Source organism: Rhodococcus yunnanensis NBRC 103083, from assembly GCF_001895005.1.
GTDB classification, from domain to species: Bacteria; Actinomycetota; Actinomycetes; order Mycobacteriales; family Mycobacteriaceae; genus Rhodococcoides; species Rhodococcoides yunnanense.
Genome location: NZ_BCXH01000026.1, coordinates 1 through 19,031 on the forward strand (window position 1 = coordinate 1; position 19,031 = coordinate 19,031).

Consider the following 19,031-nt stretch of genomic DNA (forward strand, 5'->3'; position numbering starts at 1 on the left):
AAGAACGTCATGAACGAGAAGAACGGCAACAACACCGCACCGGTCGCATACATGTGATGCGCCCACACCGCGATCGACAGCGCCGCGATCGCGATCGTCGCATAGATCAACGTGGTGTACCCGAACATCGGCTTACGCGAGAACACCGGGAAAATCTCCGACACGATCCCGAAGAACGGCAACGCGATGATGTACACCTCGGGATGACCGAAGAACCAGAACAAGTGCTGCCACAACAACACCCCACCGGTCGCCGGATCGAACAGATGCGCACCCAGATGCCGATCCGCCGCCAACCCCAACAACGCCGCCGTCAGCAACGGAAACGCCAGCAGAATCAGAATCGAGGTCACCAGAATGTTCCAGGTGAAAATCGGCATCCGGAACATCGTCATCCCCGGCGCCCGCAAACAGATCACCGTGGTGATCATGTTGACCCCACCCAAAATGGTGCCCAAACCAGCCACCGCCAACCCCATGATCCACAAGTCCGCACCCACACCCGGCGAATGCAACGCCGACGTCAGCGGCGTGTACGCCGTCCACCCGAAGTCCGCGGCACCACCCGGGGTGATGAACCCGGCCGTGGTGATCAACGCCCCGAACAGATACAACCAATACGAAAACGCATTGAGCCGCGGGAACGCCACATCAGGGGCACCGATCTGCAACGGCAGAATGTAGTTCGCGAACCCGAACACGATCGGCGTCGCATACAACAACAACATGATCGTGCCGTGCATGGTGAACAACTGGTTGTACTGCTCGTTGGACAAGAACTGCATCCCCGGCACAGCCAACTCGGCGCGCATCAACAACGCCATCAACCCACCGACCAAGAAGAACCCGATCGAGGTCGCGATGTACATGATCCCCAACACCTTGGGATCAGTCGTCGTCACCGCCTTGTGAAGAAAAGAACCCTTCGGTCCCATCCTCGGCGGAAAAGGCCTCGCCGCCGTCACAGCGGGAGTCGGCCTAGGCGCTAGGGCAGTCACTGATCCTCCTGAAGACGCGAGTGGGAACATCGTAAACCGCTGACGCCCCGAGTACTACCTTTGGTCGTAGGAACGCCGAATGCCCTGTCACCGCGACCGGCGAACAGGGCATTCGGATGAAGCGAATCGGAGTCAGGATCCCAGCACGCAGAACTGGCCGGAGGTCAGATTGAGTGCCAACGACAAGGGTCCGACGCAATCGACCCCGGCGGCTTCGGCCGTTGCTCCCGAACCCCATCCAGCGATCGCGACAGTGGTTGCTCCGTCCGCCCAGGAGTGTGCGATACCGCCGCCGAGTGCCCACGCATACGCCGTGCCCGCATTCTTCGATGCACCCAACGCCGTTCCGTACCCGTTGGCGTAGGTAGTGGCCGCGCCGGTCCCGTCGGTCACGCTGACGGCGGTGCCGCTTTCGGCGGCCCCGGCATCGGCGACGCCCGGGCCCGTGGAGGTGGCCCCACAACTGGCGGTGCCGTCGACCCGTATGTCGTTTGCCGAGGGCGGCGAGACGCAGCTCACCGGGGCAGCTGCTGCGGTGCCTGCGCCGAGGAATCCGGCCGCGGCGACACCGGTGCCGATTGTGAAAAGTGCTGCAGTGCGGGACATTCGACTACCGAACCGTGACTTGGAATCATCCTGGGACGAGCGGCGGAGCGAAGAAAAGGCAGTGGAAGGGGAGAACAACAGGAGGCTCCTTCACGGGAGATAAATGGGTCGGTGCGGCACACCGTACCCCGGTTCTGCGCTCAGGTCATCAGTGAATGTTCCCTACGGCTGTAACGATTCGACTCTTCCGCCGATCCGCGCGCGAGTGTCCTACCATCCTGGGATGAGACGCAGCCTGATCGCAGCCCTGGTCGGATCCTTCATTCTGCTGACAGGCTGCTCGGGGTCGGGCAGCGACGCAGGTTCGTCGGCGCCCGACTCGTCCTTTTCCGAGCCGGGCGTGGCGCTCGCTCCGGAATCGGGGTTCCAGTCCCGCGATCAGGCGCCGGTACCGGCGGAGCGCAAAGAGGTTGTGACGGGCCAGGTTTACATCACCTCCGATGATCCGATCGAGGCGGCTCGTGACGCGGTGTCGGCCGTGGAGGCGGTGGGCGGCCGCGTGGACAACCGATCCGAGAATCCGGAGACGGACAATTTGACGGCCAGCAGCTCGATCACCGCTCGCATTCCGGCCGACGAACTCACCGGCACACTCGCGCGCATCGAGGACCTGGGCAAGGTGACCTCGGTCAGCATCACGCGCGACGACGTCACCATGCAGTATCAGGATCTCGATGCACGGATCGCGGCATTGCAGGCCTCGGTGGATCGATTGAAGGCGTTGATCGCGGGCGCGAACAACACGGCGGATCTGATCGAGGCGGAGACTGCGTTGTCGAGCAGGCAAGGCGAGCTGGACAGTCTGACTTCGCAGAAGAACTACCTCGCGGATCAGGTGGATTTGTCCACCATCACAGTGCAATTCAGTACCGACGACGTCACCCCGTCGCCGGGTCCGGACTCGTTCTGGGACGGTCTGGTCGCGGGCTGGCATTCGCTTCTCGACGCGATGCACGATGGTGTCGTCGGTCTCGGACGTGCGATTCCGTGGATCGGCGCGCTCGGGGTCGGCGCCGCAGTGGTGTATCTGATCGTTCGGCTGACGCGTCGAAGCCGGTCGACGGAACCCGTTCGGTCCGCTGAGTCCGAGACAGTGGCGAACCCGGACACCGAGCCCCCGCGGGAGTAGCCCCGCCTACACCCTTCTCTCCTACACGCTGCCCGCGAAGCCGTGTTGCCGCCACGCCTCGTACATGACGACGGCTGCGGCGTTGGCGAGATTGAGTGACCGTCGCCCTGGGATCATCGGGATTCGGAGTTTGTCGGTGACGTGCGAATCGCCGAGGACGTCGTCGGGTAGCCCGGTCGGTTCGGGTCCGAACAACAACACGTCGCCGGGTTCGTAATCGACAGCGGTATGGAAAGTCGACGAGTGCGCGGTGTAGGCGAAGACTCGTGTCGGTGCGAGCGCATCCCACGCCGCGGACAGGTTCTCGTGCACCGTCACCGAGGCGAGGTCGTGGTAATCGAGGCCTGCACGTTTGAGTTTGGGCTCGGACATGTCGAAGCCGAGGGGACCGACGAGGTGGAGCTCGCAGCCGGTGCCGGCCACGAGCCGTATGGCGTTGCCGGTGTTCTGCGGAATTCGGGGCTCGAAGAACATGAGACGAAACACCCGGCTCACTCTGCCACCTCCGTCACAGGGAGGATGGGGCAGGTGGACGACGAACAGATCATCGGTGAGGACTACTCCGACGCGCGGCTCGACCGACAGCAGTGGACGGATCGCACCTACGTATCGTGCAACTTCCGAGATGCCGATCTCAGTGGCGTGAAGACATCGTCGGTGGTGTTCACGGAGTGCGATTTCACCGGAACCGATCTGACCGAGTCTGTCCATGTCAACGCTGCATTCCGGTCGTGCACGTTCACCCGGGCCACTCTGCAGCACAGTACTTTTCGGAACTCGACCTTCATGGGATCGACATTCGTCGACTCTCGGATGCGTCCGGCGACGTTCGACGAGGTCGACTTCACGTTGGCCGGGCTCGGGGGAGCGGACATGCGCGGGATGGATCTGACCGGGTGCCGGATGTCGGAGGCCAACCTGGTCAATACGGACCTCCGGAAGGCGATACTGCGATCGGCCGATCTGTCCGGTGCACGAACCACCGGTGCCAAACTGCAGGAGGCGGATCTTCGCGGCGCCCGTGTCGATGCGAACCTCTGGGTAGGCGCGGCACTCGCCGGTGCCCACATCGAGTTCACCCAGGCCGTGGCGTATGCACACGCGCACGGCCTCGCGGTCGAGGGTTGACGACACGCGTCCGGTGCCGCCTGGAACAATGGTCGACGTGACTGCGACGATCCTTGACGGCAAAGCGACCCGCGACGAGATTTTCGTCGACCTGACCGCGCGAGTGACTGCTCTCCGTGAGCGTGGCATCGTTCCTGGGTTGGCGACAGTGCTGGTCGGCGACGATCCGGGCTCGGCTGCGTATGTGCGCGGCAAGCACAACGACTGCGCGAAGGTCGGAATCACGTCGATTCGCCGCGACCTCCCCGCCGACATCTCGCAGGAGGATCTCGACGCCGTCATCGACGAGCTGAACGAGAATCCGGAATGCACCGGTTACATCGTTCAGCTGCCACTGCCGAAGCATCTCGACGAGAACGCCGCACTCGAAAGAATCGATCCGTCCAAGGATGCGGACGGTCTTCATCCGATCAACCTCGGCAGGCTCGTTCTCGGTAAGGAAGCGGCACTGCCCTGTACGCCGCGAGGCATCGTCCACCTGCTTCGTCGATACGATGTCGAACTCGCCGGGGCGCATGCCGTGGTGATCGGTCGGGGTGTGACCGTCGGTCGTCCCATCGGGTTGCTGCTCACTCGGCGGTCCGAGAATTCGACGGTGACGCTCTGCCACACCGGCACCAAGGATCTCGCCGAGGAGGTTCGCCGCGCGGACATCGTCATCGCCGCAGCCGGGGTACCGGGGATCGTCACCGCCGATATGGTCAAGCCAGGCGCAGCGGTCCTCGATGTCGGGGTCGCCCGGACCGAGGACGGTCTGCGGGGCGACGTCGCAGCCGACGTCGCCGATGTCGCGGGCTTCCTGTCACCCAATCCCGGTGGCGTCGGCCCGTTGACGCGGGCGTTCCTACTCGCGAACGTCGTCGAACGGGCCGAGAAGGTTTCGGCCGAGACCGCGGCGGTCTGAGCTCGATGGGGGAGCGGATCCGCAGGAACCTGCCGCTGATCCTGGTGCTGATCGTGATTTTTGCGGCGCTGGTGCTGGTTCTCGCGGATCGGTGGCGCCGAGGCGCTTTCGTGCTCGGTATCGCCACCATCCTTGCTGCAGGTTTTCGCATGTGCCTGCCGGAGAACCGAATCGGTCTCCTTCAGGTGCGCAGCCGTGCATTCGACGTGTCCGCGCTGGCCCTGGTGGGCGGAGCCATCGTGTTTCTCTCCGCCTCGATCGACCCGCTCGGCACCGACTGACATCGCTCAGTCGGTGCGGCGCGGCCTACTCGCTCGCGCCTGATCCAGGGTCTCCCCGAGAAGTTTCGCGACGGCTCCGGCTTCGGTCAGGAATCCGTCGTGTCCATCGCGTGACTGGATGACCTCGAGCCCTCGGCATTCGGGCAGACCGCGAGCGATCTCCTTCTGCTGCCGTAGCGGGTAGAGACGGTCCGAGTCGACGCCGCCGACGATGGTCGGCACGCTCGCGCGGGCGAGTGCAGCGTCCACTCCGCCGCGGCCGCGGCCGATGTCGTGTCGGTTCATGGCTTCGGTCAGCAGGACGTAGGTGCCTGCGTCGAATCGGTCGACCAGTTTGGTCGCCTGATGCTGCAGGTAGCTCTGGATGGCGTAACGGCCACCGTTCCAAGGATCCTCGTCGGTCTGCGGGGAGTTGGCGAACCGGATGTCCAACTCGCTCTCGGTGCGGTACGTCAGATGAGCGATCCGACGTGCGATTCCGAGACCGGTTCGAGGCGCACGGCCGGTTCCGTAATAGTCCCCGCCTTGCCAGTCCGGGTCCGAGGTGATGGCCTCGATCTGGGTGGTCTGTGTGCCGATCTGGTCGGCGGTCGCGCGGGCGCCGACGGCGAGAACCAAGGCGGCCGTGACCCTCTCGGGGTAACCGACTATCCACTCGAGTGTCCGCATGCCGCCCATCGAGCCACCGACTACGGCAGCGAACCGTTCGATGCCGAGAATGTCGGCCAGTGCGACCTCGGCGGCGACCTGATCCCGAATGGAGATTTCCGGGAAGCTGCTTCCGTAGGGTGTGCCGTCCGGGCCGATCGAGGACGGTCCCGTGGTGCCACCGCATCCGCCGAGGACATTGGTGGCGATGACGCACCATTCGTCGGTGTCCACGGGGGCGCCTGGACCGACCATGCCGTTCCACCACCCCGCCAGTGCATGCGCGGCGTCAGGCGGGCCGGACACGTGGGAATCTCCGGTCAGCGCGTGTTCGACGAGTACGACGTTGTCACGGGCGGGTGATATCTCACCCCACCGCTGTACCGCAACCGTCACATCGGAAAGAGTGGCGCCACTCTCGAGTTCGAGGGAGCCGATGTCGATGTGGCCGAGCCGTCCGTCCGGCGCAGGCAGGCCTGCGGCCGAACGGACGTCGTGCACGGAGCTGATGGTCAAGATGCCGCCGCTGCGAATCCGGCCTCGAGATCGGCGAGGATGTCGTCGATGCCTTCGATTCCGACTGCGAGCCTGACCAGGCCCGGGGTGACGCCGGAGGCCAGCTGCTCCTCGGGAGTCAACTGCGAGTGAGTGGTCGATGCAGGGTGGATGACAAGTGAACGCACATCACCGATGTTAGCCACATGGCTGTGCAGGCTCAGTGCGTTGACGAACTTCTTGCCCGCGTCGATGCCGCCCTTCAGCTCGAATGCGACGATCGCACCCTGACCCTTCGGTGCAAGTTCCTGCCCGCGGGAGTACCACGGCGAGGACTCGAGGCCCGCGTAGTTGACGCTCGCCACGTCCTCGTGCGCGTCTAGGAACGCAGCGACCTTCTGTGCGTTCTCGATGTGACGCTCGATGCGAAGACTGAGAGTTTCGAGCCCCTGGCTGATGAGGAAAGCGTTGAACGGCGAGATCGCTGCGCCGATGTCGCGGAGCAGCTGCACTCGTGCCTTGAGCGCGTAGGCGGGCGCGCCGAGATCGGCGAACACGACACCGTGGTAGCTGGGGTCGGGCGTGGTGAAGTTCGGATGACGACCCTGAGTCCAGTCGAATGTCCCGCCGTCGACGATGACGCCTGCGATGGCAGTGCCGTGGCCACCGAGGTACTTGGTGGCCGAGTGCACGACGATGTCGGCTCCGTGCTTCAGCGGCTGGATCAGGTACGGAGTCGCGACGGTGTTGTCGAGGATCAGGGGGATCCCGTTCTCGTGGGCGACGCCTGCGACACCCGGGATGTCGAAAATGTCGTTCTTGGGGTTCGAGATGGTTTCGCCGTAGAACGCCCGTGTGGTCGGGGTGATCGCGGCACGCCACTGTTCGAGGTCGTCGGGGTCGTCGACGAAGGAGACCTGGATGCCCAACTTGGGCAGCGTGTAGTGGAACAGGTTGTAGGTGCCGCCGTACAGGCGTGGGCTCGAGACGATGTGGTCGCCTGCCTCGGCGATGTTGAGGATCGCCAGCGTCTCGGCGGCCTGACCCGAGGACACGAGCAGCGCCGCGACGCCACCCTCGAGCGCGGCGATCCGCTGCTCGACTGCATCCTGAGTCGGGTTCATGATGCGCGTGTAGATGTTGCCCGGCTCGGCGAGCCCGAACAGCGCCGCCGCGTGATCGGTGCTGTCGAAGGTGTAGGACGTGGTCTGGTAGATCGGGAGTGCGCGGGCGTGGGTGACGCCATCGGCGTTCTGTCCGACGTGAATCTGCTTGGTTTCGAAACTCCACGATGCCGTGGGGTCTTCGATGGGGGTGCCTACGGCGTCTACGACGTCGGGTGTGTTGTCGGTCATGAGAGGAGAACTCCGTCTTCGAAGGATGTGCAGGATTCGAATCGACTCTCGGTCGCGAGAGCCTGGCGGGGCGTATCGAGACAACAACACATGGTGAACCTCCTCGGGGCCTTCTGGGTCCAGTTGTGGCAGGTCAGTGGGTCCGCCGAGATCAACACATCCCCTTGAGCGAACCCGCGCTTGTCATCCGGCTGCGTCTGCGACCGGACAACCAGGTCTTCACCCGGAGCACCCCACCGCGGTTGGAGGGTTGCCGGCCAGCAAGCCGGGGCTTTCGACGCTGGCACTCATGACCTGGCGAGAATCCTAGCGGTGTGGTCTGTTGTGCGAAATAGGGACACCGCTGCAAGTGTCGGTTGCAGTCGTGGCATCAAGCAGTACGCTTGTAATGTTTGATGGCGCCCCGCTTCGGTGTACACGCGGCACAGGCGATGCAGAGACGGAAGACCACACACTTCCCAGGAGGACACGAACCCCACATGTCCAAGATCAAGGTCGAAGGCACAGTCGTCGAACTCGACGGCGACGAGATGACTCGGATCATCTGGCAGTTCATCAAGGACAAGCTCATCCATCCGTACCTCGATGTCGATCTCGAGTACTACGACCTGGGCATCGAGTATCGCGACAAGACCGATGACCAAGTCACGATCGACGCCGCCAACGCCATCAAGAAGCACGGGGTCGGGGTCAAGTGCGCCACCATCACCCCCGACGAGGCGCGCGTCGAGGAATTCGGCCTCAAGAAGATGTGGCGATCGCCGAACGGCACCATCCGCAACATTCTCGGTGGCACGATCTTTCGTGCACCGATCATCATCTCGAACGTCCCACGTCTGGTTCCGGGCTGGACCAAACCGATCATCATCGGCCGTCACGCCTTCGGTGACCAGTACCGAGCCACGGACTTCAAGGTCCCGGGGCCGGGCACCGTCACCATCACCTACACCCCGTCCGACGGCGGTGAGCCGATCCAGCACGAACTGGTGAGGTTCACCGAGGCGAGTCTCGGCGGCGTCGTGCAGGGCCAGTACAACTTCAACCAGTCGATCATCGACTTCGCGCGCGCGTCTCTGAACTACGGATTGCAGCAGAACTACCCGGTCTACCTATCGACGAAGAACACGATCCTGAAGGCATACGACGGCCAGTTCAAGGACACGTTCCAGCATGTGTACGAGACCGAGTTCAAGGCGGAGTTCGACGCCGCGGGCCTGACGTACGAGCACCGGCTCATCGACGACATGGTGGCGTCGTCGATGAAGTGGGAGGGCGGGTACGTGTGGGCTTGCAAGAACTACGACGGCGACGTGCAATCGGACACGGTGGCGCAAGGGTTCGGCTCGCTCGGGCTGATGACGTCCGTTCTGTTGACTCCCGACGGCAGGACCTGCGAGGCGGAGGCGGCGCACGGCACCGTCACGCGCCACTTTCGTCAGCATCAACAGGGCAAGCCGACCTCGACGAACCCGATCGCGTCGATCTTCGCGTGGACGCGCGGACTCGAGCACCGAGGCAAGCTCGACGGCACCCCGGAGGTCGTCGGCTTCGCTCAGTCTCTCGAAGACGTCGTCATCAGAACCGTCGAAGGCGGCGAGATGACGAAGGATCTTGCCGCACTCGTGGGCGGTGACCAGGGATTTCTGACGACCGAGGAGTTCCTCGGGGCACTCGATGAGAACCTGCAGAAAGCGGCGCGCTGATCGGGGGTATCCACCCGGGTGAGGACAATCACCGCTGATCGATTCGAAATTCGGTTGCGGTCGGGACGACAATCGAAGATCGGGTCCGTCCCCTCTCTTCTTGTCCTCACCGATATCCGTTAGGTCGTATTTTCTGTGTCTGTCACCGGTTCCGCTCTCGCCGGAAATGTTGGCGTCGTGCGTTCGAGGGTGTCGCACGGAGCGAGTACGAGCCGTCGGCCGCACACCACTCGCCGACGGCTCGCCATGCTCGCACTGTCGATAGGTGGCTTCGGCATCGGCACCACCGAGTTCGCGTCGATGGGGTTGCTTCCCGACGTCGCGACGACAATGGGGATTTCGGAGCCGTCCGCCGGTCACATGATCTCGGCGTACGCACTGGGAGTGGTCGTCGGTGCACCCGCGATCGCGACCCTCGCCGCGCGAGTTCCCCGGCGAGTACTGCTGATCACGCTGATGGTGGCGTTCACGCTCGGCAACCTGGGCACGATGTTCGCGCCCAGCTTCCATGAACTGGTCGCGTCCCGGTTCGTCGCAGGCCTGCCGCACGGCGCGTACTTCGGCATCGCGGCACTCGTTGCAGCCCACCTCGCCGAGCCGGGCAAGCGGGCCAAAGCCGTGGCCACGGTCATGATGGGGTTGTCGATCGCCAACGTCGTGGGCGTACCGGCCGCGACGTGGTTGGGGCAGAGCCTCGGTTGGCGAAGTGCATTCGGTGTGGTCGGCGTCATCGGCGCACTGACGGTTGCGGCACTGATCGCGTGGATGCCACGTCTGGACGGCATGCCCACCACCAATCCGATCACCGAACTCGGCGCGCTGCGTCGCAGTCAGGTCTGGATGACGTTGTTCGTCGGCATGGTGGGCTTCGGCGGCATGTTCGCGGTGTACACCTACATCTCGTCGACGCTGACCGATGTGGCTGGTCTGGCGAAAGCGCTCGTGCCGCTGGCGCTGATGATCTACGGCCTCGGCATGGTCGCAGGCAACTATTTCGGTGGGTGGCTGGCCGACCGGTACCAGCTGCGTGGGACGTTCGTCGGGCTGCTCGCGATGGCGGTGTTCCTCGCCGTGTTCGTGCTTGCGGCACACAATCAGATCAGTGCGTTGCTTCTGGTGTTCTTGATCGGGGCCTCGGGTTCGTCCGTCATTCCCGGCCTGCAGACTCGGCTGATGGATGTCGCCGACGATGCGCAGACGCTGGCTGCGTCGCTGAACCACGCGGCATTCAACTTGGCCAATGCCATCGGTGCCGCTCTCGGCGGCGCGGTGATCGCAGGCGGGTTCGGCTACACGGCGCCGGCGGCGGTCGGCTCGGTTCTTGCCGTTGCAGGACTTGCCGTACTCGCGACGGCGATGTGGATGCAGCGACGGACCGACGCCAAGGCTGCTGCCCGCGTCCCTGCTGCCTGACCTCCCGGCCGAGATCGAAGTTGTGTAGCGACTTCGGCTGAAATTCGTCCACAGCTTCGATCTCGGTGAGCAGGAATCAGCTCGAGGTGGTCGCTGCGCCTTCGCCTGCCAGTGTGCTGGCGAACGCCGGGGTCAGCTTGTCGATGACGTACGGCAAGCTCAACAGGCTGGTGAAGTAGATGGCACCGGCCGTGACGTCGTCGGTGAAGACGAGTTTGTTCTCCTTGACCGCATCGAGGTTCTGGTACACCGGTTCCTGCTCGAGCGTCGTACGGTCCTCGGGAGACTCGGTTGCCCACAGCAGTACATCGGCAGCGTTCAGAACCGACAAGTTCTCCAGTGGAATATTGGCCTGGCCGCCACCCTCGGGCGGTGCAAAAGCATCGATCTCGGACGGTACGACGAAGCCGAGCCTCGTCAGGAAGTCGGTGCTCAGCCCGTTCTGGTACGCGATCGCCGCGCCGTCGTAGAACGCGTTCTGAAGGAAGACCGCTTTCGCGCCGTCGAACTCGGGATTCGCGGCCTTGGCCGCGTCGAACTTGTCGGCGATCCCGTCGATGAGCTCGTCGACCTCGTTCTTCTTCCCGAGCGCTGTGCCGATGTTGCGTGCCTGGACATCCCATGGCTCGAAATATCCGGTGTAGTCGCCCGACTGGGCGATGGTCGGTGCGATCTCGCTGAGCTTGGTGTACGACTCCTCGTCCAAGCCTGCATTCGTTCCGACGATCAGGTCCGGCTTCAGGGCGGCGATGCGTTCGTACTGGAAGCCGTCGTCCGCGCTCAGTACCTCGGGCTGTGCATCTCCCAGAGCTTCCTGAGCCCACGGCCACGTTGCGTACGGCTGCTCGCCGTACCACTCGGTGACGCCCACCGGCTTGACACCGAGTGCGAGCAGAGTGTCCTGCTCGGTGTAGCCGACCACCACGACACGTTCCGGTTCGGCGTCGATCGTCGTCTCGCCGAAGGCATGGTCGACGGTGACGGGAAAGGCGCCGCCGGACGAATTGGTGCTGCTCTCCTTGGACGAGTCGTCCGAGGAGGAACATGCGGAGAGCAGCAGTCCTGCCGCCAGTACGGCGGCGGTCAACCGCGTGAATCGCTTGGATTCGACCATGAGGGGTACCTTTCGGGAAGCAGAGAAGTCGGCTAAGGCTAGCCGAGCCTTACTAATTTCGCGATACCCGGTCGCCCGAAATTTTCAGTAGCCACTGCCGAGGTCGTAAACCGTCGAGGCTCCGACGGTCGTCGCGGTGAAGTTCGCGGCGACCCACGTCGAGATCTCCGAGTTCCCACCACGTCCGCCGCCTTGCCCGCCGCCGATGTAGTAGCCGACGTCGCCTGCCTTCACCCACTCCTGAAACTGTTCGAGGCTCGGAGCCGGGTCCCCGCTCCAGCCGCCGATGGCCATCACGGCCGTACCGGAGGCGAGCTCGATGCCTGCTGCCGATTGAGAACCGTTGGTCGCGGCCGCCCAGCGTGAGTCGGCGTTCTGCAGCAGCGTCACCAACGCCGGGTCGGTGCTGCCGCCGTCCATACCTCCCATGCCCCCGCCCGGTGCCTGGTTCATGGTCGGCGCCTCCCTCGCCCCTGTTGCTTCGGACGCTGCTGGGTCGGGCGCCGTCGCTGCCGCGTTGTCCCTGGTGCGAGACGCGCCGCCGAATCCGCCCATGCCGCTCATCTCTCCGCTACCGGCCGGACCGACGCTCGGGATGGATCCAGCATGCGGATTGGCAACTGTGGCAACGGTATAGGCGGCCGTGCCGCCGAGTCCGGACAGCATCGCGAGTGCGATCACCACCGTGGTCGCCCGCCGAATCCGGTGCACCGCACCGAGAGCGAGCCCGACGGCCGCGGCGACCGTGCCCGCGAGGAGGATCCACTTCAGTGCGGGCAACCAGCTCGCGTTGCGGTTCAACAACACCCAGGCCGACACTCCGGATGCCAGGGTCACTGCGGACAGTCCGAATCGTGCCCAGACGCGGTCGCGTTCGAGCCAGAGCGCGTAGACGCCGGTGCCGATCATCCCGGCGATCGCAGGTGAGAGTGCGACGGTGTAATACGGGTGCACGGTTCCGGACATGTAGCTGAAGATCACGCCGGTGACGACGAACCATCCGCCCCACAGAATCAGCGAGGCACGCACCACGTCGGTGCGGGGCGCCCTGCCGCGAGCGACGAATCCCAGAATCAGCGCGATCAGTGCCGCGGGGATCAACCACGAGATCTCGAAGCCCATTTCGCTTCCGAAGAGGCGATCGAGGCCGGTGGAACCACCGAAGCTCGATCCGGCCTGACCCCCGCCCGGCCCGCCCATGCCGCCCGGCATTCCTCCCGCCATGTCGCCCGGCATACCTGCACCCTCAGGTCCGGGCATGGTTTCCGCGGAGCCACCGCCGCGACTCTGCCCGAAGATACGTCCCAGACCGTTGTAACCGAGCACGAGGTCCATGACGGAGTTGTCGGTGGAGCCGCCGATGTACGGGCGCGAGTCCACCGGCCAGACGATGGTGGCAACGACCCACCACCCGGCGGAGACCACGAGAGCCGCTGCCGCCGCAAGAAGATGGATCAGCCGCGGAATCAGGCGAGCACGCCCCGCGACGAGGTAGACCAGTCCGAATGCCGGAAGTACGAGCAGCCCCTGCATCATCTTGGTGAGAAACGCGAATCCGAGAGCGACTCCGGCGAGCGCGAGCCAGCCTGCGGCTCGTCGTCCGACCTCGGTCGAGACCGCGCGGATGACGAAGTAGCCGCCCAGCGTCATCAGGAGCACCAGGAGTGCGTCGGGGTTGTCGAAGCGGAACATGAGTGCCGCCGCAGGAGTCGATGCCAGCACCGCACCTGCCAGCAGCCCCGCACCGGGAGAGGCGACACGCTTGACTGCCGCGTGGACGAGGGCAACCGCGCCGACACCCATCACTGCTTGCGGCACGAGGATGCTGGCACTCGAGAATCCGAAGATCCTCGCAGACAGCGCCATCACCCATATCGACGCAGGCGGTTTGTCGACGGTGATGAAGTTCGACGAGTCGAGCGAGGCGAAGAACATCGCCTTCCAGTTCTGCGCGCCTGCCTGAGCAGCGGCGGCGTAGAAGCTGTTGGCGTATCCGCTCGACGTCAGGTCCCACAGGTACAGCACTGCCGTGCCTGCCAGTAGAACTGCAAGTCCCAGTCGATATCTGTTGCGGACGAGCGGGCTCGTTCTCGTTTCGGTCTCGTGCTGGGTGTTGTCCACCGAAGTCATCGCAGTCTTCTCCCTCTGATCACGCATGCAAGAGTGACCGGAGAACCGTCGGAGCAGCTGCGCGCCAGCTGTGTCTTTGCTGTGTGTGGCGATCTCGCTCGTCCGAGATCTTCACCGAACCTCCACATTTCCCGTCCGTCTCCTCCACGACGGACCTCTACTGTCATGTCCATGAACCGAACCGTGCTGGTCGTGGACGACGAGCCGACCATCTCCGAAGCCGTTGCTGCACGTCTGCGCGGCGAGGGATTCGACGTCGTCACTGCAGCCGACGGTCCGTCCGCAGTCGAGATGTGCGCGCGGGTGCAGCCGGATGCCGTCGTTCTCGACGTCATGCTCCCGGGTTTCGACGGTTTGGAAGTGTGCCGCCGGATTCAGGCCGGTCGGCCGGTGCCCGTGTTGATGCTCACTGCGAAGTCGGACGAGACCGACATGCTCATCGGGCTCGGTGTCGGTGCCGACGACTATCTCTCGAAACCGTTCAGCATGCGCGAGCTCGTGGCACGTGTACACGCACTTCTTCGCCGGGTCGATCGCAGCTCGATGGGGTCCACGCACATGGACGTAGGTCCGATACGAATCGATCATGACGCGCGGCGGGTATCGAGCGACGCGGGTGAGATCCACTTGACGAGCACCGAATTCGACATTCTCGTCTACCTGTCCCATCGTCCGCGTACGGCAGTGGCACGCGAGACGCTCCTGGCCGAGCTGTGGGGATGGGAGGACTCGGCGAGTTCGCGGACAGTCGACAGTCACGTGAAAGCGTTGCGCCGCAAGCTGGGCGGCGATCTGATCCGGACGGTGCACGGCGTCGGATATGCGCTGGAGGTGCCGAGATGACGTTCGACGGAGTCACACGGCTCCTTCCGCGCCCGCTCGATTCCCTGCGGTCGTTCAAACTCAAGGTCGCGCTCATCGTCGGTATTGCACTGACTCTTGCCTGTGTGACGTTCTGGCTCGGTGCTGGAACGCAATTTCGGTACACCCTGCTCGCGGCACTCGTGGTCTCGCTCGCCGCGACGCAGGTGGTCGCGCACGGGATGACGTCGCCGCTGCGGGAGATGACGGCGGCAGCGAAAGCCATGGCACGGGGCGACTATTCGACGCGGGTGCGCGCTACCTCTCGTGACGAGGTCGGGCAACTCGCCGAGGCGTTCAACATCATGTCGACCGACCTCGAGGCCGCCGACAAGTATCGCCGCGAGCTCATCGGGAATGTCTCTCACGAGTTGAAGACTCCGATCGCAGCCCTTCGTGCGGTTCTGGAGAACGTCGTCGACGGTGTCACCGAACCCGATCCGACGACTCTGGAACAGGCGCTGCGGCAGACGGAGAGGCTGGGAGACCTCGTATCGGAACTGCTCGATCTTTCGCGTCTCGAAGGGGGAGTGCTTCGGCTCGATCCGGAGAGTTTCACGGTCCGTGAGTTTCTCGCCGATGCCGCACGAGGCCGACCCTCGGTGCGCCTCGATGTTCACCCTCGGACGCTGACCGTGATCGCCGATCGATCGCGGTTGACTCAGGTGGTCTCGAACCTCGTCGACAACGCGGTGCGGCACGCACCGTCGGGGACCGAGGTGGTCGTCTCGGTTCGGCAGTGTGCGAACGGATTCCGGCTCGACGTGGTCGACAGTGGTCCCGGTATCGAGCCTTCCGAGCGAAGTGCGGTGTTCGACCGCTTCACTCGGGGCGGAGCAACCGACGGTGGCACCGGTCTCGGCCTCGCCATTGCACGATGGGCGACCGAATTGCACGGCGGAACCATCGAGGTTCTCGGTCGCAGCCCCGGTTGCCACATCAGAGTGACCATTCCCCAGCACTGACATCCGAATTCATGCGGCTCCGCCGCCCGTGCACGCACAGTGACAGCCCGGCGGTACTGCGCGCACGGGGGTGACCGCGTCATGCCCGAAATATCCGAAAGAGGTCTGCTGTGATCATCATCGATCCACCGAAAAAGCCCGTCGACAGAACACACCGTTCGCTGTGGTTTCCGCGACTGTGGTCACCGCGAGTGTGGCCGGCCCGACGATCGGCCGCTGCCGGGCCCGCCACGTCGATCGGGGCCGTGGTCGTCGGCTGCGTCGGAGCATTCGTGCTCGGTGCTCCCGGAATCGGATACTCGATCACCGCCGCTGCGGTCGTGGCCGTTGCCGCGATCTCGATGTCGACTCGTCCGTCGATCTGGCAGATCACCGGTGCAACAGCGGTTCTCGCGTTGAGCTCGGTGGCTGCGATCCGTGCAGCGGAGTGGCTGGTGACACTTGCCGCCTGGCTCGCCGTCGTCGTTGCGGCGGTGGTGCTCTCCACAGCATGGACGTGGACGGGTGCTGTACTGGGCGCAGTGTCACCGATACTGGCGGTGCCCCGTGTATTCCGGTGGACCTCGCGCGGTGCGGCCGGATCGACGCCGCGACATCTACGGCCGGGTCGAGTCGTGGCGGTCGTCGGTGCGACGGTGATGCTACTGGTGGTGTTCGGTGCGTTGTTCTCCTCCGCCGACCCGGAATTCGCCAGGCTCGTCGACGCCGCAACACCGCAGTGGGATCCGGGTGCCGCCCTCGGGCGACTCCTGATATTCGCGGCGGTGACGGCAGGTGCACTGTGCGCATGCTATCTACTGGTGGCTCCGCCGAGGTTCGACCGACTCGCCCCAGCACCTCGCCGATCACTTCGTTTGTGGGAGTGGGCTGTTCCGCTCGGTGCATTGGTCGCGTTGTTCGCTGCATTCGTTGCGGTGCAGATCACCACACTGTTCGGTGGGCAGGACCATGTGCGAACCACGGACGGACTGACCAACGCGGAATACGCTCGTCAGGGCTTCTGGCAGTTGCTGGCGGTCACGACGCTGACGCTTGTCGTTCTCGCCGTGGTCATCGGCACCGCGCCGAGGACGACGGGACAGGATCGACTGGCACTGCGCGTGTTGCTCGGCGGGCTGTGTCTGCTCTCGCTCGTCGTCGTCGCGTCGGCCCTGCATCGAATGTCGCTGTACGAACAGCAGTACGGCTACACCACGCTCCGGCTGTTCGTCACTGCCGTGGAACTTCTGCTCGGCTCGGTGTTCCTGCTCGTGATGGCGACGGGACTGACGATGTCGGGACGCTGGCTCCCACGAGCAGTGGGAGTGAGCGCAGTCCTCACCGTTCTCGGCCTGTCGCTTCTCGATCCCGATGCCTATATCGCCCGCCACAGTGTCGATCGATTCGAGCAGACCGGCAAGATCGACACCGCCTATCTCCGTGGGTTGTCCGCCGACGCAGTACCCGAGCTGGACCGACTTCCCGAGCCGTATCGGTCGTGCGTGCTCGCCGACCGAGACGGGAGCGACCGTCCGTGGTTCGAGTTCAACGCCTCCGAGCACCGCGCGAAGTCGGTGACGTCGGACATCGGACCGCTGGCGTGCGGCGCCTGGCCTTCGGTACGCTGACGAGAAGAATTCATGCGAGAGGAGGAACGTGATGGGTTACCGATGCGTCGTGATCACCGCGCTCCTTCTGCTGTCCGCTCTTGTCACCGTTCCGACGGGCTCGCTGGACATTGCCCTGGCCGTCGTCGTCGCGGTTGCGGCGCTTGCCGTCGCAACCGGACGTACCGTGCCGCTCGGTCTCCGGCCGGGGCTGCACACTTCGGGCCCGCGTGACGAGGAACGACATCTGCGCGGCTCGTTCCGTCGTCAGCACCGGCCCGACGCCCCTGGCCGCCCACAGTCGCGCGCCCCCGGCGTGATGGCCGGGGCACTCTAGACACCATCGCACCGAGTCTCCCGGACTTTTCCTGCACGGCAACATCACTCCACTTCCGGGAGCATCATCGTGCCATTCTCTGTGCTCTGCCGGTTCACTTTCTCCAGGGCGAGCCTGCTCGCAGTCTTCGCCGGTCTGACGACCGCAGCTGCTCTGATCCTGCTGGCGGTTCCGCCCGACTCGGGTTCTCACACTGCACTGTTCGGCCTCGTGGTCGCGGCTTTCGTGACGCTGGGATCGATCGGGGTCGCGGCGTCCGTCATGGACACCGACATCACTGCATGCCGAGCTGTGTCGGGGGAGCGACGACTCCGCGGTGCGTTTCGACGTCAACGACGGCCCGACGAACCCGGTCGTCCACTCCCGCGGGCACCTGGATCGGTCCTCTGACCGGCCCTGTGGTCCTGCTTCGGATCATCGCTGCCGGTCGAGAAATCCATCGACCGATCACTCGCAGTGAGGTGCTCTTTCATGCTCGATTTCATCTATTACCCCGTGTCCGGCGTTCTCTGGATCTGGCACACGGTCTTCGGTTCGATCCTCGGCCCCGACAGCGGACTCACCTGGGCGCTGGCGGTTGTCTTCCTCGTGTTCACACTTCGCGTCCTGCTGTACAAACCCTTCGTCCGCCAGGTGCGCACACAGCTGACGATGAAGAAGCTGCAACCCGAGATCACGGCACTCGCGGCCAAGTATCCGGGCGACCGCGCACGTCAATCGGTGGAGATGCAGAAACTACAGAAGGAACACGGATTCAACCCGCTGCTCGGATGCCTGCCGATTCTGGCGCAGGCCCCGGTGTTCATCGGGCTGCTCCACGTCCTTCGGTCGTTCAACAGAACGGCTACCGGCTTCGGACAACTCGGCATGTCGCCCGAGGACAACGCGAACACCGCCAACTATTTCTTCAGCGCCGCCGACGTCCAGTCGTTCCTCGACGCACGACTGTTCGGAGCACCGATCTCGGCGGCCATCTCCAGTTCGCAGGACACGTTGGGGGCGTTCGCTTCGTTCGGTGGCGTGCCATCGGTCATGACGATCGCGCTGGTGGCGGTACCTCTGATGGTCGTGGCCAGCATTGCCACGCACTTCAATTCCCGTGCCTCGATCGCACGCCAGGACGAGGCGTCGCACAGCAATCCTCAGACCGCACTGATGAACAGGCTTGCGCTGTGGGTCTTTCCGCTCGGAGTGTTGGTCGGTGGCCCGGTGTTCCCGATCGCGGTGCTGCTGTACTGGGTCAGCAACAACATCTGGACCTACGGTCAACAGCATCTGGTCTATCGACGCCTCGACGCCGAGTCGGCGGCACAGCCTGCGCCCGTCCGACGCGTCGAACCACCGAAGCCAGGTGCCAAGCCGGACCGCCGAAGGTGAG

The 19,031-nt window shown here is 64.3% G+C and carries 19 protein-coding genes and 1 riboswitch; of the genes, 12 read left to right on the forward strand and 7 right to left on the reverse strand.

Annotated elements, in window-relative coordinates:
• Both RY1_RS27230 and RY1_RS27235 read right to left on the reverse strand, forming a co-directional pair.
• Window positions 1-998 (reverse strand): cbb3-type cytochrome c oxidase subunit I (locus RY1_RS27230; protein WP_174565485.1); only part of this gene is annotated, 998 nt, incomplete at its 3' end.
• 132 nt (window positions 999-1,130) lie between these two features.
• Window positions 1,131-1,604, reverse strand: coding sequence for a DUF6764 family protein (locus RY1_RS27235; RefSeq protein ID WP_072807176.1), 474 nt, complete (start codon window positions 1,602-1,604; stop codon window positions 1,131-1,133).
• Between the two features lie 223 nt (window positions 1,605-1,827).
• Between RY1_RS27235 and RY1_RS27240 the strand changes: the two genes are divergently transcribed.
• On the forward strand, window positions 1,828-2,733 hold the full coding sequence (locus RY1_RS27240; RefSeq protein WP_072807177.1) for a DUF4349 domain-containing protein: 906 nt from the start codon (window positions 1,828-1,830) through the stop codon (window positions 2,731-2,733).
• 21 nt (window positions 2,734-2,754) lie between these two features.
• Here the strand turns inward: RY1_RS27240 and RY1_RS27245 are convergent, their stop codons facing one another.
• Window positions 2,755-3,219: a tRNA (cytidine(34)-2'-O)-methyltransferase gene (locus RY1_RS27245; RefSeq protein WP_174565488.1), complete on the reverse strand. Its 465-nt coding sequence runs from the start codon at window positions 3,217-3,219 to the stop codon at window positions 2,755-2,757.
• Between the two features lie 33 nt (window positions 3,220-3,252).
• Between RY1_RS27245 and RY1_RS27250 the strand changes: the two genes are divergently transcribed.
• From RY1_RS27250 to RY1_RS27260, 3 genes are read left to right on the forward strand one after another with little or no spacing between them, the layout of a single operon-like run.
• On the forward strand, window positions 3,253-3,861 hold the full coding sequence (locus tag RY1_RS27250) for a pentapeptide repeat-containing protein (protein ID WP_072807179.1): 609 nt from the start codon (window positions 3,253-3,255) through the stop codon (window positions 3,859-3,861).
• A 37-nt stretch (window positions 3,862-3,898) separates the two neighbouring features.
• A complete protein-coding gene (locus RY1_RS27255; RefSeq protein ID WP_218019865.1) occupies window positions 3,899-4,765 on the forward strand; it encodes a bifunctional methylenetetrahydrofolate dehydrogenase/methenyltetrahydrofolate cyclohydrolase in 867 nt (288 codons plus the stop codon).
• Window positions 4,766-4,770: 5 nt separating this feature from the next.
• Window positions 4,771-5,046 (forward strand): DUF3017 domain-containing protein, encoded by a 276-nt coding sequence (locus RY1_RS27260; RefSeq protein WP_072807181.1) that lies wholly within the window; start codon window positions 4,771-4,773, stop codon window positions 5,044-5,046.
• A 6-nt stretch (window positions 5,047-5,052) separates the two neighbouring features.
• Here RY1_RS27260 and metX read toward each other — a convergent pair whose 3' ends face one another.
• Both metX and RY1_RS27270 read right to left on the reverse strand, forming a co-directional pair.
• Entirely contained in the window at window positions 5,053-6,210 is a 1,158-nt protein-coding gene (gene metX, locus RY1_RS27265; RefSeq protein ID WP_072807182.1) for a homoserine O-acetyltransferase MetX, read from the reverse strand.
• Entirely contained in the window at window positions 6,207-7,544 is a 1,338-nt protein-coding gene (locus RY1_RS27270) for a bifunctional o-acetylhomoserine/o-acetylserine sulfhydrylase (RefSeq protein WP_072807183.1), read from the reverse strand. The genes metX and RY1_RS27270 overlap by 4 nt, the downstream gene beginning before the upstream one ends.
• 171 nt (window positions 7,545-7,715) lie before the next feature.
• Window positions 7,716-7,839, reverse strand: a riboswitch (SAM riboswitch).
• Window positions 7,840-8,023: 184 nt separating this feature from the next.
• On the opposite strand from RY1_RS27270, the gene RY1_RS27275 reads away from it, so the two are divergent.
• Together RY1_RS27275 and RY1_RS27280 are read left to right on the forward strand one after the other, a co-directional pair.
• A complete protein-coding gene (locus RY1_RS27275; protein ID WP_072807184.1) occupies window positions 8,024-9,247 on the forward strand; it encodes an NADP-dependent isocitrate dehydrogenase in 1,224 nt (407 codons plus the stop codon).
• A 246-nt stretch (window positions 9,248-9,493) separates the two neighbouring features.
• Window positions 9,494-10,660: an MFS transporter gene (locus RY1_RS27280; RefSeq protein WP_072807224.1), complete on the forward strand. Its 1,167-nt coding sequence runs from the start codon at window positions 9,494-9,496 to the stop codon at window positions 10,658-10,660.
• A gap of 76 nt (window positions 10,661-10,736) precedes the next feature.
• Here the strand turns inward: RY1_RS27280 and RY1_RS27285 are convergent, their stop codons facing one another.
• Both RY1_RS27285 and RY1_RS27290 read right to left on the reverse strand, forming a co-directional pair.
• Window positions 10,737-11,774 carry an ABC transporter substrate-binding protein gene (locus tag RY1_RS27285; protein ID WP_072807185.1) on the reverse strand — a complete coding sequence of 346 codons (1,038 nt, stop codon included), beginning with the start codon at window positions 11,772-11,774 and terminating at the stop codon, window positions 10,737-10,739.
• 84 nt (window positions 11,775-11,858) lie between these two features.
• The gene (locus RY1_RS27290; RefSeq protein WP_084727927.1) at window positions 11,859-13,904 is read right to left on the reverse strand and encodes an ArnT family glycosyltransferase; all 2,046 of its coding nucleotides are present in this window, start codon (window positions 13,902-13,904) and stop codon (window positions 11,859-11,861) included.
• 171 nt (window positions 13,905-14,075) lie between these two features.
• Here RY1_RS27290 and RY1_RS27295 point away from each other — a divergent pair, with 171 nt between their 5' ends.
• The 6 genes from RY1_RS27295 to yidC all read left to right on the forward strand — a co-directional run bounded on the left by RY1_RS27295 (window position 14,076) and on the right by yidC (window position 19,030).
• Window positions 14,076-14,747 (forward strand): response regulator transcription factor, encoded by a 672-nt coding sequence (locus tag RY1_RS27295; RefSeq protein ID WP_174565487.1) that lies wholly within the window; start codon window positions 14,076-14,078, stop codon window positions 14,745-14,747.
• A complete protein-coding gene (locus RY1_RS27300; RefSeq protein ID WP_072807187.1) occupies window positions 14,744-15,730 on the forward strand; it encodes a HAMP domain-containing sensor histidine kinase in 987 nt (328 codons plus the stop codon). The genes RY1_RS27295 and RY1_RS27300 overlap by 4 nt, the downstream gene beginning before the upstream one ends.
• A gap of 110 nt (window positions 15,731-15,840) precedes the next feature.
• Window positions 15,841-17,337, forward strand: a complete 1,497-nt coding sequence (locus tag RY1_RS27305; protein ID WP_245819985.1) for a DUF4153 domain-containing protein — start codon at window positions 15,841-15,843, stop codon at window positions 17,335-17,337.
• A gap of 49 nt (window positions 17,338-17,386) precedes the next feature.
• On the forward strand, window positions 17,387-17,653 hold the full coding sequence (locus RY1_RS27310) for a DUF6412 domain-containing protein (RefSeq protein ID WP_169914849.1): 267 nt from the start codon (window positions 17,387-17,389) through the stop codon (window positions 17,651-17,653).
• Window positions 17,654-17,722: 69 nt separating this feature from the next.
• Window positions 17,723-18,043, forward strand: coding sequence for a DUF6412 domain-containing protein (locus RY1_RS27315; RefSeq protein WP_139279997.1), 321 nt, complete (start codon window positions 17,723-17,725; stop codon window positions 18,041-18,043).
• A gap of 81 nt (window positions 18,044-18,124) precedes the next feature.
• A complete protein-coding gene (gene yidC, locus RY1_RS27320) occupies window positions 18,125-19,030 on the forward strand; it encodes a membrane protein insertase YidC (protein WP_072807190.1) in 906 nt (301 codons plus the stop codon).
• The last annotated feature ends 1 nt before the right edge of the window (window position 19,031 follow it).

Excerpts from the sequence above, each read along its gene's own strand:
- RY1_RS27235 (WP_072807176.1), bottom strand. The coding sequence starts at position 1,604 with ATGTCCCGCACTGCAGCACTTTTCACAATCGGCACCGGTGTCGCCGCG.
- RY1_RS27240 (WP_072807177.1), top strand. The coding sequence starts at position 1,828 with ATGAGACGCAGCCTGATCGCAGCCCTGGTCGGATCCTTCATTCTGCTG.
- RY1_RS27250 (WP_072807179.1), top strand. The coding sequence starts at position 3,253 with ATGGGGCAGGTGGACGACGAACAGATCATCGGTGAGGACTACTCCGAC.
- RY1_RS27260 (WP_072807181.1), top strand. The coding sequence starts at position 4,771 with ATGGGGGAGCGGATCCGCAGGAACCTGCCGCTGATCCTGGTGCTGATC.
- RY1_RS27270 (WP_072807183.1), bottom strand. The coding sequence starts at position 7,544 with ATGACCGACAACACACCCGACGTCGTAGACGCCGTAGGCACCCCCATC.
- RY1_RS27275 (WP_072807184.1), top strand. The coding sequence starts at position 8,024 with ATGTCCAAGATCAAGGTCGAAGGCACAGTCGTCGAACTCGACGGCGAC.
- RY1_RS27280 (WP_072807224.1), top strand. The coding sequence starts at position 9,494 with ATGCTCGCACTGTCGATAGGTGGCTTCGGCATCGGCACCACCGAGTTC.
- RY1_RS27285 (WP_072807185.1), bottom strand. The coding sequence starts at position 11,774 with ATGGTCGAATCCAAGCGATTCACGCGGTTGACCGCCGCCGTACTGGCG.
- RY1_RS27290 (WP_084727927.1), bottom strand. The coding sequence starts at position 13,904 with ATGACTTCGGTGGACAACACCCAGCACGAGACCGAAACGAGAACGAGC.
- RY1_RS27295 (WP_174565487.1), top strand. The coding sequence starts at position 14,076 with ATGAACCGAACCGTGCTGGTCGTGGACGACGAGCCGACCATCTCCGAA.
- RY1_RS27300 (WP_072807187.1), top strand. The coding sequence starts at position 14,744 with ATGACGTTCGACGGAGTCACACGGCTCCTTCCGCGCCCGCTCGATTCC.
- yidC (WP_072807190.1), top strand. The coding sequence starts at position 18,125 with ATGCTCGATTTCATCTATTACCCCGTGTCCGGCGTTCTCTGGATCTGG.